This window comes from Amycolatopsis sp. NBC_01488 (assembly GCF_036227105.1).
Lineage (GTDB): Bacteria > Actinomycetota > Actinomycetes > Mycobacteriales > Pseudonocardiaceae > Amycolatopsis.
The window spans coordinates 8,116,074-8,129,125 of sequence record NZ_CP109434.1 but is presented as its reverse complement, the minus strand read 5'-3'; the positions used below and the strand labels follow the sequence as shown (position 1 = coordinate 8,129,125).

At 70.8% G+C, this 13,052-nt stretch carries 13 protein-coding genes and 1 pseudogene; 10 read left to right on the top strand and 4 right to left on the bottom strand.

Annotated features, from left to right (window positions below; translation table 11 throughout):
* Positions 1–62 precede the first annotated feature (62 nt).
* Entirely contained in the window at positions 63–854 is a 792-nt protein-coding gene (locus OG738_RS38150; RefSeq protein WP_329048342.1) for a cytochrome P450, read from the bottom strand.
* On the opposite strand from OG738_RS38150, the pseudogene OG738_RS38145 reads away from it, so the two are divergent.
* The 3 genes and pseudogenes from OG738_RS38145 to OG738_RS38135 form a co-directional block, all read left to right on the top strand.
* Positions 790–1,014 (top strand): annotated as a pseudogene (locus OG738_RS38145) (alginate lyase family protein); the annotation flags it as partial. The gene OG738_RS38150 and the pseudogene OG738_RS38145 overlap by 65 nt on opposite strands.
* 52 nt (positions 1,015–1,066) lie before the next feature.
* Entirely contained in the window at positions 1,067–1,855 is a 789-nt protein-coding gene (locus OG738_RS38140) for an alginate lyase family protein (protein ID WP_329048341.1), read from the top strand.
* Between the two features lie 65 nt (positions 1,856–1,920).
* Positions 1,921–2,091, top strand: a complete 171-nt coding sequence (locus OG738_RS38135) for a hypothetical protein (RefSeq protein WP_329048339.1) — start codon at positions 1,921–1,923, stop codon at positions 2,089–2,091.
* Positions 2,092–2,166: 75 nt separating this feature from the next.
* Here OG738_RS38135 and OG738_RS38130 read toward each other — a convergent pair whose 3' ends face one another.
* A complete protein-coding gene (locus tag OG738_RS38130; RefSeq protein ID WP_329048337.1) occupies positions 2,167–3,435 on the bottom strand; it encodes a GMC family oxidoreductase in 1,269 nt (422 codons plus the stop codon).
* Between OG738_RS38130 and OG738_RS38125 the strand changes: the two genes are divergently transcribed.
* Positions 3,434–3,826, top strand: a complete 393-nt coding sequence (locus OG738_RS38125) for a hypothetical protein (protein WP_329048336.1) — start codon at positions 3,434–3,436, stop codon at positions 3,824–3,826. The genes OG738_RS38130 and OG738_RS38125 overlap by 2 nt on opposite strands.
* Positions 3,827–4,122: 296 nt before the next feature.
* Here the strand turns inward: OG738_RS38125 and OG738_RS38120 are convergent, their stop codons facing one another.
* Complete coding sequence (locus OG738_RS38120; RefSeq protein ID WP_329048334.1) at positions 4,123–4,998, bottom strand: alpha/beta fold hydrolase; 876 nt, start codon at positions 4,996–4,998, stop codon at positions 4,123–4,125.
* Between the two features lie 155 nt (positions 4,999–5,153).
* Here OG738_RS38120 and OG738_RS38115 point away from each other — a divergent pair, with 155 nt between their 5' ends.
* Positions 5,154–6,242: a 4Fe-4S binding protein gene (locus tag OG738_RS38115; protein ID WP_329048333.1), complete on the top strand. Its 1,089-nt coding sequence runs from the start codon at positions 5,154–5,156 to the stop codon at positions 6,240–6,242.
* 13 nt (positions 6,243–6,255) lie between these two features.
* Here OG738_RS38115 and OG738_RS38110 read toward each other — a convergent pair whose 3' ends face one another.
* Complete coding sequence (locus OG738_RS38110) at positions 6,256–6,825, bottom strand: TetR/AcrR family transcriptional regulator (RefSeq protein WP_329048331.1); 570 nt, start codon at positions 6,823–6,825, stop codon at positions 6,256–6,258.
* A gap of 619 nt (positions 6,826–7,444) precedes the next feature.
* Between OG738_RS38110 and OG738_RS38105 the strand changes: the two genes are divergently transcribed.
* The 5 genes from OG738_RS38105 (at position 7,445) to OG738_RS38085 (ending at position 13,040) form a co-directional block, all read left to right on the top strand.
* Positions 7,445–7,675 carry a hypothetical protein gene (locus OG738_RS38105; protein WP_329048328.1) on the top strand — a complete coding sequence of 77 codons (231 nt, stop codon included), beginning with the start codon at positions 7,445–7,447 and terminating at the stop codon, positions 7,673–7,675.
* A gap of 85 nt (positions 7,676–7,760) precedes the next feature.
* Positions 7,761–8,258: a DUF2231 domain-containing protein gene (locus OG738_RS38100; RefSeq protein WP_329048326.1), complete on the top strand. Its 498-nt coding sequence runs from the start codon at positions 7,761–7,763 to the stop codon at positions 8,256–8,258.
* 80 nt (positions 8,259–8,338) lie between these two features.
* Positions 8,339–10,474, top strand: a complete 2,136-nt coding sequence (locus OG738_RS38095) for an acyltransferase family protein (RefSeq protein ID WP_329048324.1) — start codon at positions 8,339–8,341, stop codon at positions 10,472–10,474.
* Positions 10,475–10,869: 395 nt separating this feature from the next.
* Positions 10,870–12,459: a glycosyl hydrolase family 28-related protein gene (locus tag OG738_RS38090; RefSeq protein ID WP_329048323.1), complete on the top strand. Its 1,590-nt coding sequence runs from the start codon at positions 10,870–10,872 to the stop codon at positions 12,457–12,459.
* Positions 12,444–13,040, top strand: a complete 597-nt coding sequence (locus tag OG738_RS38085) for a hypothetical protein (RefSeq protein WP_329048321.1) — start codon at positions 12,444–12,446, stop codon at positions 13,038–13,040. The genes OG738_RS38090 and OG738_RS38085 overlap by 16 nt, the downstream gene beginning before the upstream one ends.
* The last annotated feature ends 12 nt before the right edge of the window (positions 13,041–13,052 follow it).

The following is a 13,052-nucleotide window of genomic DNA, read 5'->3' as shown; positions in this document are numbered from 1 at the left end:
CCCGCTTCGCGTCCCGGGCTCGACCGGCGTCGGTCACCGCATGCCGAACCACCGCAAGGACTTCACCAGGTGACGGGCAGGCTGGTGACCCCGCGCAGCAAGCCGCCGCGGCGCCATTCGATGTCCTCGGCGGAGATCGCGAGGCGCAGGTCCGGCAGGCGACGGACCAGCGTCGAGAGCAGGACGCGCAGTTCCAGCCTCGCCAGTGGCGCGCCGACGCAGTGGTGCGCGCCGAAGCCGAACGCGACGTGGTGGTTGACCTTGCGGCCGAAGTCGAGGTCGTCGGCCGAGGCGAACACCGAGTCGTCGCGGTTGGCCGAGTCCAGCTGGACCAGCACCGCGTCGCCGGCCCGGATGGCCTGGCCGCCGAGCTCGAGGTCCTCCTTGGCGATCCGCGCGAGGTCCGCGACGGTCGCCAGCGGCACGAACCGCAGCAGTTCCTCGACCGCCGAGGGGATCAGCTCGGGACGGGCGACGAGCGCCGTCCACCGTGCGCGGTCGGACAGCAGTTCCACCAGGAAGCTGCCGGTCAGGTTCGCCGTGGTTTCGTGGCCGCCGGCCAGCAGCGGGACGCCGAGCATGAGCAGTTCGTGGTCCGTCAGGCGGTCGCCCTCGTCGCGGGCCGCGACGAGCGCGGTCAGCAGATCGTCGGTGGGCTCCGCCCGGCGCTGCGCGATCAGCGTGCTCAGCGCGCCCGCCAGCTTTCCGCGTGCTTCGGTGGCGTCGGCGGGTGTCGCGGGCGACCGCGGCACCCGCAGCGCGCTGAACAACCTGCTGACGCAGGCGAACGTGGCCCTGACGAAGGGTCCGTGGACGGTGGTGGACAAGCCGAAGACGCCACCCAGCGGGGACAAGCACGACTACCTCAGCCTGGCGCCGTACTGGTGGCCCACGCAGCCGCAGACCGCGGACAACCTCCTCGGCTGCCCCTACGTCGAGAAGGACGGCGTGCGCAACCCGGCCACCGACGCCATCCCGGACAAGCCGGAGCGGTTGACCGCGTTCAGCGCCATCTACCAGCTGTCGCTGGCGTGGTACTACACCGGCAACGCGGCGTACGCCCAGCGTGCGGCGCTCGACCCTGCGCACCTGGTTCCTCGATCCGGCGACCCGGATGAACCCGAACCTGAACTTCGCGCAGGGCATTCCGTGCAAGACCGATGGCCGGGGCATCGGGATCATCGAGTTCTCTTACACGTTCACCCAGGTCCTCGACGCCGTCGCGATCCTCAGTGCCGGGGCGCCAGGCTGGAGCCGCGCCGACAGCGCCGGCTTGAAGTCCTGGTCGGGCAACTTCCTGACCTGGCTGCGGACGAGCCAGAACGGCAGGGACGAGGCCGCGCAGCCGAACAACCACGGCACGTTCTACGACATGCTGACCGCGGGGATCGCGCTCTACACCGGGCAGAAGGCACTCGCCCGGCAGATCGTCCAGGGCGCGCGCAGCTCCCGGATCGACAAGCAGATCGACGGGAACGGCAGCCAGCCGCAGGAAGCCATCCGCACCCGCAGCTACCACTACTTCACCTTCAACCTGGTCGCGATGACCCGGCTGGCGGCGATCGGCAAGCACGTCGGAGTCGACCTCTGGGCCTATCGGACGCCCGCCGGGGGCAGCCTGTTCAAGGCCGTCGACTTCCTGATCCCGGCCGCGACCGGCGGCGTTTCGCACTGGCCCTACCAGGAACTGGTCTTCACCCAGTACGCCGCACTCGACAGCCTGCACGCGGCCGCCGACGCGGGTGACCGCGCCGCCCGTGCCGCACTCCCGCACGTGCCCGTGCCGCCAGGAGGTGACTTGTACCCGGTACGGCCCGCCGCCGAGCAGCTCGACGACATCTCCCTGACCCCCTGACGTCACGCTGCCCGGCAGTTCTCCCTTCCCGCCGAAGAAAGAGTCCGATTCAAAGGAGATTCGGAATGTTCAAGCGTCTACTGTGGATCGGCGCGCCCGTGCTGGCCGCCGGGATGTGCACGCTGCCCGCAACGACAGCTGCCGCCGCGCCGGCCGCGTGCGCGCCGTCGAGCGTGCTCGACCTGGCCAACTGGAAGCTGACGCTGCCCACCGGCGTCACGGTGACGCACTCGTAGTCACGTCCGGGGGAGGAGGTGGCCGGCCGGCCACCTCCTCACGGCGTTCGCGGGGCGACCTCCGCAAGCGCCGTGTCAACCGTGAACCGGTCCCTGACCGCGCCGGCCGCGGATGAGATCCGCTGCTCGTTCGGCGATGGCGTAGACCGTGGCGTTGGTGTTGGCGGACACGGGTGCGGGCATGACCGACGCGTCGGCCACGCTCAGTCCACTGATGCCGTGCACGCGCAGGTCGGTGTCCACCACCGCCGTTTCGTCGGCGCCGATCCGGCACGTACCCGCGTAGTGCGAGTAGCTCCTGAGGTTCTTCCGCAGATACGCACGCAGGTCATCGTCGTCGCGCACCTCGGCACCCGGCAGCGCTTCCGTGCCACGCCATGGCGCCAGCGCGGGCGCGCCGCCGATCTCGCGAGCCATGCGCAGGCCGGAAGCCATCATCTCCAGATCGCGAACATCGTTGTAGTAGCGGGGATCGATCACCGGTGCCGCCCCGGGCGTGGCCTCGGCCAGTCGCACCGAGCCACGGCTGAACCCCGCCAGCAGCGACACCATGGTCGCGTAGCCCTGGTCCAGCTCGGGGCCGGGCAGCGCGTCCGCTCGCAGCGGCACGTCGACGAACATGAGCTGGACGTCCGGCCCGTGTCCGCCGATGCCGGTGTCGACCAGGCCCTGCACCTCACCATGGTTGTTCGTTCCGTGCGGAACCGGCCGGGCGGCGCGGTAGACGATTCCCGACATGGGGTGATCGTGCAGGCTCGCGCCGACGCCGGGCAGGTCGGCGACCACCCGGACCCCGGCCGCACGCAGGTCGGCTTGCGGTCCGACACCGGACAGCATCAGCAGCTGCGGAGTCCCCACGGTCCCCACGGTCCCCGCGGTCAGCACCACCTCCGTACCGCTCTCCACGGCGACCATCTCGTTGGCCACGCTGTACTCGACCCCGGTGCAGCGGCCCCCGGTGATCGTGACCCGGTGCACCAGCGCGTCGGTGACGACGTCGAGGTTGGGCCGGCCGAGCACCGGGGTGAGGTAGGCGTCCGCGGCGCTCTGCCGCCGGCCGTCGACGATGTTCAGGTCGCACCAGCCGAAGCCGTCCTCCAGGCCGCCACCGATGTCGGCGGCCATCGGGTATCCGGTCTGCGCGGCCGCCTCGAGGCCGGCCCGCGCGATCGGGTGACCCGACACCGCCGGACCGGGAGCCAGGGGACCGCTCCGGCCGCGCAGGGCCGGATCGCGGCCCTCGACGTGTTCGCTCCGCTTGAAGAAGGGCAGCAGGTCGTCGAATCCCCAGCCCGTCGCGCCACACCGCACCCAAGCGTCGTAGCTCGCCCGATGACCGCGCATGCTCGTCGAACTGACCAAGCACCAGGACCCGGCGCTGGCGGAATGCGCGCGGGACGTCCTCCGTGGCCGGCTGACTGCGCTCAACGCCGTCACCGGTGCCGCCTACGCGGAACGGTTCGTGCCCACCACCGGAACCATGCTGCGGGCGTGGGAACGAACACCGGAGCCCGAACGTGCTGAGCAGGCCGAGCGGTTCCTCCGCGGTGTCGAGGAGGTGCTGGCCCACCCAGAACCGGAGCCGATGCCCGAGCGGGCGAAACCGGCACCGCGGCGCGGCGAGCACATCGAAGACGTCGAACCGGTGGCTTCGATCATGACCGAAGCGCCGAACCGGCGGCGGGACGACGTGTCAGGCACGCCGCGGCGCCAGACCTGGCGCCGCCGGTTCTGATGAGGGTGACCCACGTCGGCGCCTCCCTGGCCGGCTGACTGCACGGGTCAGGACGGCGCGTTCCGCCAGCCCACTTCACCGGCCCGCCGGCGAGACCGGGACCGTCCCAGCGCCGACTCGACACGCTGACCGGAAGCAACCAGACGAGCACCTCTGCCCTCGCGGTGTTCCAGTGTCAGCCCGGCGGGAACCCCGATGCCGAGTGCGGTGAACAGGTCCGCGACCTTCCTCGAACGGCAGGTCGACCGCGACTTCGCGACGGCGGACCTCGTGCGCGACAACGCGAACCTGGCCGGTCACGACGCCACCGCGTTCACCAGTCCGGCGAGTACGTCGGGCCGTTCCAGGGCGATGAAATGGCCGGCTCCCGGCACCAGTGTGTATTCGGCGTCGGGCAGCAGGTCCTTGGTGGCGGCCCGGTCCGATCGTCGTGACCAGTCCTTTTCGCCGTAGACGAGGTGGATGGGAGCTTTGATTTCGGGGTAGCGTGACCGGGCCGCGATGAGGCTGGGCAGGTTCCGGTAGACGCCGCGGGCCACGGCCGGGTAGCCGGGGCGGCTGCCCACCTGCAGGAGTTCGTCCACATAGTCCGCTCGCAATGCGGTCTTGTCACCGAGCCCGCCCTGCAGGATCCGGCGAAGTGCGGCCTTGGGCTCGACCCCGGCGACCACCGGGCCGATCCCGGGAGCGAGCACGCCGGTGACCACCAGCCGGGCGAGCAGGCCGGACCGGGCGATTCCGCCGCGGAAGTCGTAGGTGTTCACCGCGATGACGCGCCGGACCCGGTCCGGCAGGTCGGCGGCGGTGGTCAGGGCGAGCACCGCCCCCATGGACTCGCCGAGCACCGTCACGTCGTCGAGGTCGAGTTCCGTCAGAAGCCGTTCGACGCCCGCGCGCATCGCCGGCTCTTCGTACGACGCGCCGGGCACGATCTCGGAGTAGCCCATCCCCGGGAGGTCGAGGGCGTACACGGTGTACCGGTCCGAGACCAGGGGAACCAGGTGGCGGAAGTGCTCGGCCTGTGTTCGCACGGTGTGCAGCAGGACCAGGGGAGCGCCGGTGCCCGCTTTGAGGTAGCGCAGCGTCCCCTCGCGGTGCCCGTTCCGTGGGGCGATGGTGTGGCTGGTGGTGCCGGGAACGTGAATCGTGGGACGTGACGGCTGGCCGGGCATCTCGCCTGCTCCTGAGTGCGGAGGAAACCGATCGGTTCCCACAGCGTAAACCGAACGGTGTCCATGGACAAGCCGAGCTGCTATCGTAACCGTGCAAGATCGGAAACTGATCGGTTTACGAGCTGCCGATCGAACCGGACTCGGGAGGAGATCGGATGACTACCGTGCGGGCCGAGGGGGAGCCGGTGGATCCGAAGCTTCCGGCGAAGCTGGCCGCGCACCCGTCGGTGCAGGCGGTGCTCGCCCGGCGCCGGGCCGGAGACGCCATGGATCCGCCGGCGGTGATCGACGCGGCCTGGCTACGTGCGCTGTGCCTGGCCGCCGGTGCGGACGACGTCGCCGCGGTCAGCCTGGACCACCCCGACCTGGCCGGCGAGCGCGAGTACGTGCTGTCCGCGTTGCCCGGCACCCGCACCCTGGTCGCGATGGCGTTCCGGATGAACCGCGACAACTGCCGCTCCCCGGCCCGCAGCGTGGCCAACCAGGAGTTCCACCAGACCGACGAACAGGCCAACCACACCGCCCGCGACGTCACCCGGGCCCTGCAGGACGCCGGCTACCGCGCACTCAACCCGTCGGTCGGCTTCCCGCAGGAAATGGACCGCTTCGGCACGGACCGGATCTGGGTGGTGGCGCACAAGACCGTCGCGGTGGCCGCCGGGCTCGGGGTGATGGGCCTGCACCGCAACGTCATCCACCCGAAGTTCGGCAACTTCGTGCTGCTGGTCACCGTCCTGGTCGACGCCGAGGTGAGCGAGTACGGGCAGGCACTGGACTACAACCCCTGCATCGACTGCAAGCTGTGCGTCTCCGCCTGCCCGGTCGGCGCCATCGGCAAGGACGGCGAGTTCGACGGGCTTGCGTGCACCACGCACAACTACCGCGAGTTCATGAGCGGGTTCACCGACTGGGCGCAGACCGTGGCCGACAGCGAGGACGCCGCCGACTACCGCTCCCGCGTCACCGATTCCGAAAGCGCCTCGATGTGGCAGAGCCTGAGCTCTCCGCCCGGCTACAAGTCGGGCTACTGCCTGGCCGTCTGCCCTGCGGGCGAGGACGTCCTGGGTCCGTACCTGGAGGACCGCAAGGCCTTCATGAACACCGTGCTGCGACCGCTGCAGGACAAGACGGAGACCCTGTACGTCATGCCGGGCTCCCGAGCGCAGGAATACGCCGAGCGCCGATTCCCGCACAAGCCGGTCAAGGAGGTCACCGGCGGCTGGCGCCCGCCGGCGTCCTCCTGAGCGGTCGTCGGTGTCAGCGCAGGCCCGCCGCGTCGAGCAGCGTCGCCACGGTAGGGGTGATGAGCCCCTTCAGGTTCTCCACGCCGATCCCCGCCCGGGCGCTGGCGCCGTCGAAGACCAGGATGAGCTGCCGGGCCAGCAGATCCGGGTCGCTCACCCCGCCCTGTTCGGCTTCGCCGCGGAAGAAGGTCATCAGGTTCCGCTTGATCCGGCGGGCCACCCGGCTCGCGGGGTGGCGCTGGTCCTTGAGCTCGATCTGCACGGCCAGGTAGCGGCAGCCGCGGAAGCCGGGCCTACCCGCCTGCAGTTCCACCTGCTCGAAGACGTGGAGGATCCGCTCGCGGGGGGTACGGTCGTCGTCCGCGGCAGGGAGCAGGCTCGCCACGAAGGCGGCCGCGCCTTCCTTCAGGCTGGCCGCCAGTAGTTCGTCCTTGCTCTCGAACAGCTGGTACAGGGACTTCTTCGACACGCCTGCCGCCTTGCACAGCGCGTCGACGCCGACGCCGACACCCTCCCGGTAGGTGAGCGTGGCCGCTGCTTCCAGTAGCCGCTCGCGGGAAGTCGGCTTCACCTCGGTGGTCACCCTGCGAGATTAACCCGATTTCGACGGAATGGAAACCGATCGTTTTACGTCGGAGCTTCCGGTCAGCCGAGCCAAGGATTGGGGGTGGAGCACCGGCGCCCGATGGGGTGAACTCGTCGGGCAGCAGCGACACGAGTACGACGCCGAGCGCCGCGGCATCGAGATCCGCGCGCCGCTGGAGGAGGTCGGCGGGAAGGTCCACAAAGGAGGCCTGAGATTGACGACCATCACTCCGATGGCCGTCAGCGGCCGCCGACCCGGCGCGGGAACTCCCGGCCCAAGAAGGGCCGGACGAAACTCCTGCAGGGTTTCGGTTCGTGGCGCTGCCACCGGCTCCGGGGTGGGGGAGCAGCGGCCGCCGATTCTGTCGACGTTCACCTTCCACGAAGGGCGGCACACCCACAGCACCTGGCTGACCGAGGACGGGATCCCGGAGGTCGCGCGGCGCGCGCGGCTGGGCCCTCCCATGAGCACGACCACCTGGCCGGACAACGATGTGGGCATCGTGTGCTCCTCGCGTGCGTGGACACCGTTCCGGCTGTCGAAGTATCCGCGGCGGGGTCCGCGAAACGGTGGGTCCGCGGTGGTTGCCGGCTGGTGGTCCGGGTAGCCGGGCCTCATGAGTGACAACGAGCGCGACGAGCAGCGTGACGGTACGCCGGAGTGGGCGGCCGAAGAAGGAAGCCGGGCTTCGATGGCGGAGAGCGAGGCCGACCTGGCCGGGCGGGTCCCCGGGCCGGACCCGCAGCCGGGCCGGGCGGACGTCTCGAACCGCCGGGAGCCCGAGTCGCCCACCGGAACCGTCGGCCAGAGCGATTTCCCGCTGACCGACCGAAGCCACCGCACGTAGCTGGCGCCGGGTTTGTGCACCGCAGGCGCGGGTACGCGGTGGCGCCGGCCGGGCAGGCCGGGTGTTCGGCAGGAAGGGGCCGGCCATGGAAAGCCGGGCGAAGGTGTTCGGTCACCCGATTCATCCGATTCTCATCGTGTTCCCGCTCGGCCTGCTGGCCACGGCCGTGGTCTTCGACGTGCTGGGGTTGATCACCGGACGGTCCGGGTTCGCGGTCGCGTCCGCGTACGCGATCGCGGCCGGGGTCGTCGGCGGGGTGGTGGCCGCGGTGTTCGGGCTGATCGACTGGCTGGCCGTGCCGGCCGGGACCCGGGCCAAGCGGGTCGGCTCGCTGCACGGGCTGGGCAATCTGGTGGTGGTCGTGCTGTTCGCGGGGAGCTGGCTGCTGCGGGCCGGCGCCGGTGGCTGGGACCCGGGTGCGTGGGCGCTGGTCCTGAGCTTCGCGGGAGTGGCGGTCGCCGCAGTGAGCGGGTGGCTCGGCGGTGAGCTGGTCGACCGGCTGGGTGTGGGCGTCGACGAGGACGCGAACCTGAACGCGTCGAACTCCCTGTTCGGCTCGCGTCGCTCGGCCACCGGCGGCTAGCACCGCACGATCTCGGCCGGTTCCTGCTCCACCAGGAACCGGCGCCCGGTTCCTCGTTCGCGCGTCCGAGCGGAGCCACGATGCACCCTCAACCCGTTGCGGGGGACGAAGCGAGTCCACGAGCCACCTTCCGGCCGGACGTCGAGGGGCTGCGGGCGGTCGCGATTGCGGCGGTCGTGCTCTTCCACGCGGGCGTGCCCGGGGTGTCCGGCGGATTCGCCGGTGTCGACGTGTTCTTCGTGATTTCCGGGTTCCTCATCACCCGGCTGCTGTGGCGGGAGCTGCGCAGCACCGGATCCGTGCGGCTCGCGCGGTTCTACGGGGCCCGGGCGCGGCGCTTGCTGCCGGCGGCCGGCACGGTCGTGGTGACCACGTCGATCGGCGCGGTCGCGCTCCTGCCGCCCCTGCAGGCCCGCGACGTCCTCGGCGACGGCATCGCCAGCGCCCTGTACGCCGGCAACTACCGGTTCGCCCTGCAGGGGACGTCCTACCTGGCCGCCGACACGCCGCCCTCGCCGTTCCAGCACTACTGGTCGCTCGGGGTCGAGGAGCAGTTCTACCTGCTGTGGCCAACCTTGATGATCGGCGCGGCCGTCCTGGCCCGGCGCGGGGGCCGGCGGTCCCCGGCCACGCCGTACCTGCTCGTCCTCCTGTCGATCGCGGCGGCATCGTTCGCCCTTTCGGTGATCTGGACCCGGGTACTGCCGCCGTGGGCGTTCTTCTCCCTGCCCTCCCGCGCGTGGGAGCTGGCCACCGGCGGCGTCGTCGCGCTCACGGCCGGCCGCTGGGCGCGGTTGCCGGCGCCGGTGGCGGGCGTGGCCGGCTGCGCGGGATTGGCCGCGATCGCCGTGGCCTGCGTCCGGCTCGACGGGACGACGCCGTATCCGGGGATCGCCGCGTTGCTTCCGGTGCTCGGCGCCGCGATGGTGATCGTCGCGGGCTGCGCCGAGCCGCGGCGGGGAGCCGGCCGTGTCCTTTCGCCGGCGCCGATGCGGGCGCTGGGGCGCCTGTCCTACTCGTGGTACCTGTGGCACTGGCCGGTCCTGCTGCTCGCGCCGTCGCTGCTCGGGCATCCGCTGACCCTGGCCGAGCGGCTGGGAACGGCCGCGGTGTCCGGCGCGCTCGCCGTGGTCACCATGGTCCTCATCGAGAATCCCGGCCGGTTCGCCACGCCTCTGCGGCGCTCACCGGTGCGCAGCCTCCTCCTCGGCGGCTCGGTCACCGCGGTCGCCGTGAGCGCGGGACTGGTGCTGTCCGTCCGGACGCCCGTGCCGACCGGACACGGCATCGCGGCCCCCGCGCCGACCGTCCGGACGCCGACCGCACCTGCAGCCCGGACCGCCGACGCACGGGATCTGGTCCTGAAGCAGCTGATCGCGCAGGTGCAGGCGTCGGTCGCCGCGTCGGCCGCGGTGTCCGGGGTTCCGGTGAACTTGACGCCCTCGCTCGGCGAGGCGAAGAACGACAAGGCGACCGTGTTCCTCAACGGTTGTGTGCGCTCGTGGCGCGACCTCGGACAGCCCCCGTGCCGGTCCGGCGATCCCCGGTCGGCCACCACCGTCGCCCTGGTCGGTGACTCGCACGCCGCGATGTGGAGCCCGGCGCTGGAAACGCTGGCCGGGCAACGGCACTGGCGGCTGGAAACCCTGAGCAAAGTCACCTGCCCGTTGCTGGACCTGCCGCTCACCAGTCCCTACCTCGGCCGGGAGTACGTCGAATGCGAGCAGTGGCGCGGTCAGATCCTCACCCGGCTGCGGGCCGAGCACCCCCGGCTGGTGGTCCTCGGCACGTCCCGGCGTTACGGCGCCGACTTCGGTTTCACCGTCTACAGCCGGCCCTGGCTCGACAGTCTCGCCCGGACAGTGGCCGAGCTACGGTCCACCGGTGCCGCCGTCCTCGTCCTCGGACCGGTCCCGGACCCCCAGTCCACCGTGCCGACGTGCCTGTCCGCGCACCTCGACGACGCCGCCGCCTGCGCACCGCCCGAACCGGTCGCGGTGAACACCGCCGGCATCGCCGCCGAAGCCGCGGCCACCACGGCCCGCGGAGGCGACTACGCCGACCTCACCCAGCTCTTCTGCACCACGCAACGCTGCCCGGTCATCGTCGGCGACACGCTCGTTTACCGCGACGACAACCACCTGACAACCACCTACGCCCGAACACTCGCCCCCCTCATCGGGGCGCTCGCCGACCGAGCGCTGGCACACAGCTGACCCGAGATGGCGACGGGGATGCCGGCGGGGCCGGGTGAGGAGCCCCCACCCGGCCCCGCCGGCTGGCCACCCGCTGCCGCGACGGCCTGCCGCCCGGCCATCACCACCCACGACGGCAAACCGCCGCTCCTGCACCACTCCGCCGAAGACGCCGGGCCTCTGCTCGACGCGGTGCGCGATCCGGGTCCACGTCGCCGATCACCGGGCCCGGCAGACCACGGCTTGACCACGCACCGGGCCAGGATCGGCGGGCTGTCCCGCCTTCGGTGAACCGTCCGAATCGGCCGGTCCGCACGCAACCGAAATTCGTCGAACTCCACCCAAAGAATCGGTATCAAGTCGAGCGGACCGTCCCTCCTGAAAGTCTCATCCACTCTCGACGAACCGAGTAAGACATGACCCGTTCTTCTGGATCCCAGCCCGCCCCGACGGTCGTGGAAAGCTATTCGACCGCCCAGCTCCCGGCCGCCGGCACGCGCGGCCGGCTCGCGCAGGTCACCGACAGCAACGCGCGCCTGTGGCTCGACGACGGCAAGCGGTGGAGCCCGCTGCTGGACAACGTCGTCAACGTCCTGAGCTTCGGCGCGGTGAGCAGCGTCGCGGCCACCACCGCGACGATGCAGGCGGCTTTGGACTCGCGCGCGGACGTGTACCTGCCCGCCGGCGCCTACCACGTCGACCAGCCGCTGCGGTTCTACTCCGGCCAAACGGTATTCGGCGACGGCAAGAGCGTCACGCAGATCATCACCGCGGAACCGATCATCGTGTTCCAGTCGGCCGACTATCCGATGTACACCCGGGACGTCCGATTCCGTGACCTCCTGATCAACAATACAGCTCAGGCGTACGGAGTGCCCGGTAGTATCGGCATCGATTTCACCGGCGTCAGTTTCTCGCAGATCGAACGAGTCAGCATGCGCGGGCACGAGATCGGCATCCGGGGCCGCGACACCGCGCTGCGCACGTGGGTCCGGAAGAAGCCCACCACCGCCACCCGGCTGCTGGTCACCGCGACGGACACCCTCTACACCGGTGGCGAGCACGTCACCGTCGAATACCCCGGTGACAACGGCGAGAAGACCGACCTGACCGGCGAGGTCACCAGCGTGGCGCCGCACGACGACGCCGACTACCCGGCCCTGGACGTCGCCTGGGACGGGAACGTCACCGCGACCTCGGTTCCGGTGGGCGCGCTGGTGCGCCGCACCTTGCCGCCGTCGGGCGCCGGTGGTTACTACGTCTCCGTGCTCGACTGCGAGATCGCCACCTGCGGCCGCGGGATCTCACTGACCAATTCCGGCAACAATTGGACCGTGCTCGATGGCCGGGTCGCGCAGAACATCACCGGAGTCCACGTCGAGGCCGCGGTCGGCAACCGGATCAGCAGCGCCTTCGAGAAGAACGGCCTCGGCATCGAATTCGGCCCGGGCGCCGACGCCAACACCGTGATCGACGGCTGCTACTTCGAAGCCAACGGCAATCTGAAGTTCTGGCACGAACAACCGGTCATGCCCCCGGTGCTGGGCGCTGTGCGCTGCCGCCCGGGCGCGATCGACAATACGATCGAACCGGGCTTGTTCAGCAATGGCGAAGACACCGTGGTCGACGAAGGAGACGCGAGGAACACCTACTCCGGCGCGCACCTCCAGCGTTTCCCCAGTATCGTCAGCGGCCATTCCAACGGGCAGAACATCCTGTTCAACGGCGACTTCGAAGTGCCGTCGGCGGACGAGAACGTCGCCGACGGCTGGTTCCGCAGCACGACCGCCCCGGCCGGGACCGTGCTGGGCATCGAGGACGGTTCGAAGGATCCGGCGACGCTGCCGGCCGGAGCGAAAGCCGCCCAGCGCTGGGTGCTGGGAGACGGCCGCAACGATCTGTTCTTCCTGTACCGGGACGTCGCGGTGATCCCCGGGCAGTGGTACACGTTCACCGCGCAGACCAGGGCGACGCCGAGGACGGCGCCGCCTTGTACCGCGTGCTGATCTTCCCGGCGCACGACTCGCAGAGCCGGCACCTCTACTATTCCGGCGCACTCGGAAAGCACGCCTACGCCACCGGCTTCCACCGCGCCGCGTTCCAGGTCCCGCCGGGGGTGTCGTCGATCCGCCTGAGCCTGTCGAACGTGAACAACGACCCGAGCGCCGAGCACGACGATCCGTCGTGCTGGACCCACGGCGGCGCCTCCGCCTGGTTCGGCCGGTTCCGCCTGGAGGCCGGGCGCGGCGTGTCCACCGAGGCGCACAGCGTCGGGCTGATGGGACAGGTGCAGACCACCGGGGCGCGACTCACGGCGCAACCGGCGATCAGCGTCACCCACCCGTTCCACACCATCGCCGCTCCCGTGCCGGCTCCCGCGGGCGGTCCCGTCGCCATCCAGACCATCACGCCGCCGGCCGGGTTCGGCGGAATGGTGGTGCTGCACGCGATCGGCGCGTGGACGACCAGGACCGACGGACGGGGACCGGGCCGAATCGGCACCGCTCTGTCCATGACGGACGGTGCCACCGTGTTCGGCTGGTACGACACCACGCGCGAAACCTGGTGGTTCACCCAGGCCACCTGAGCCGGTGCTCGG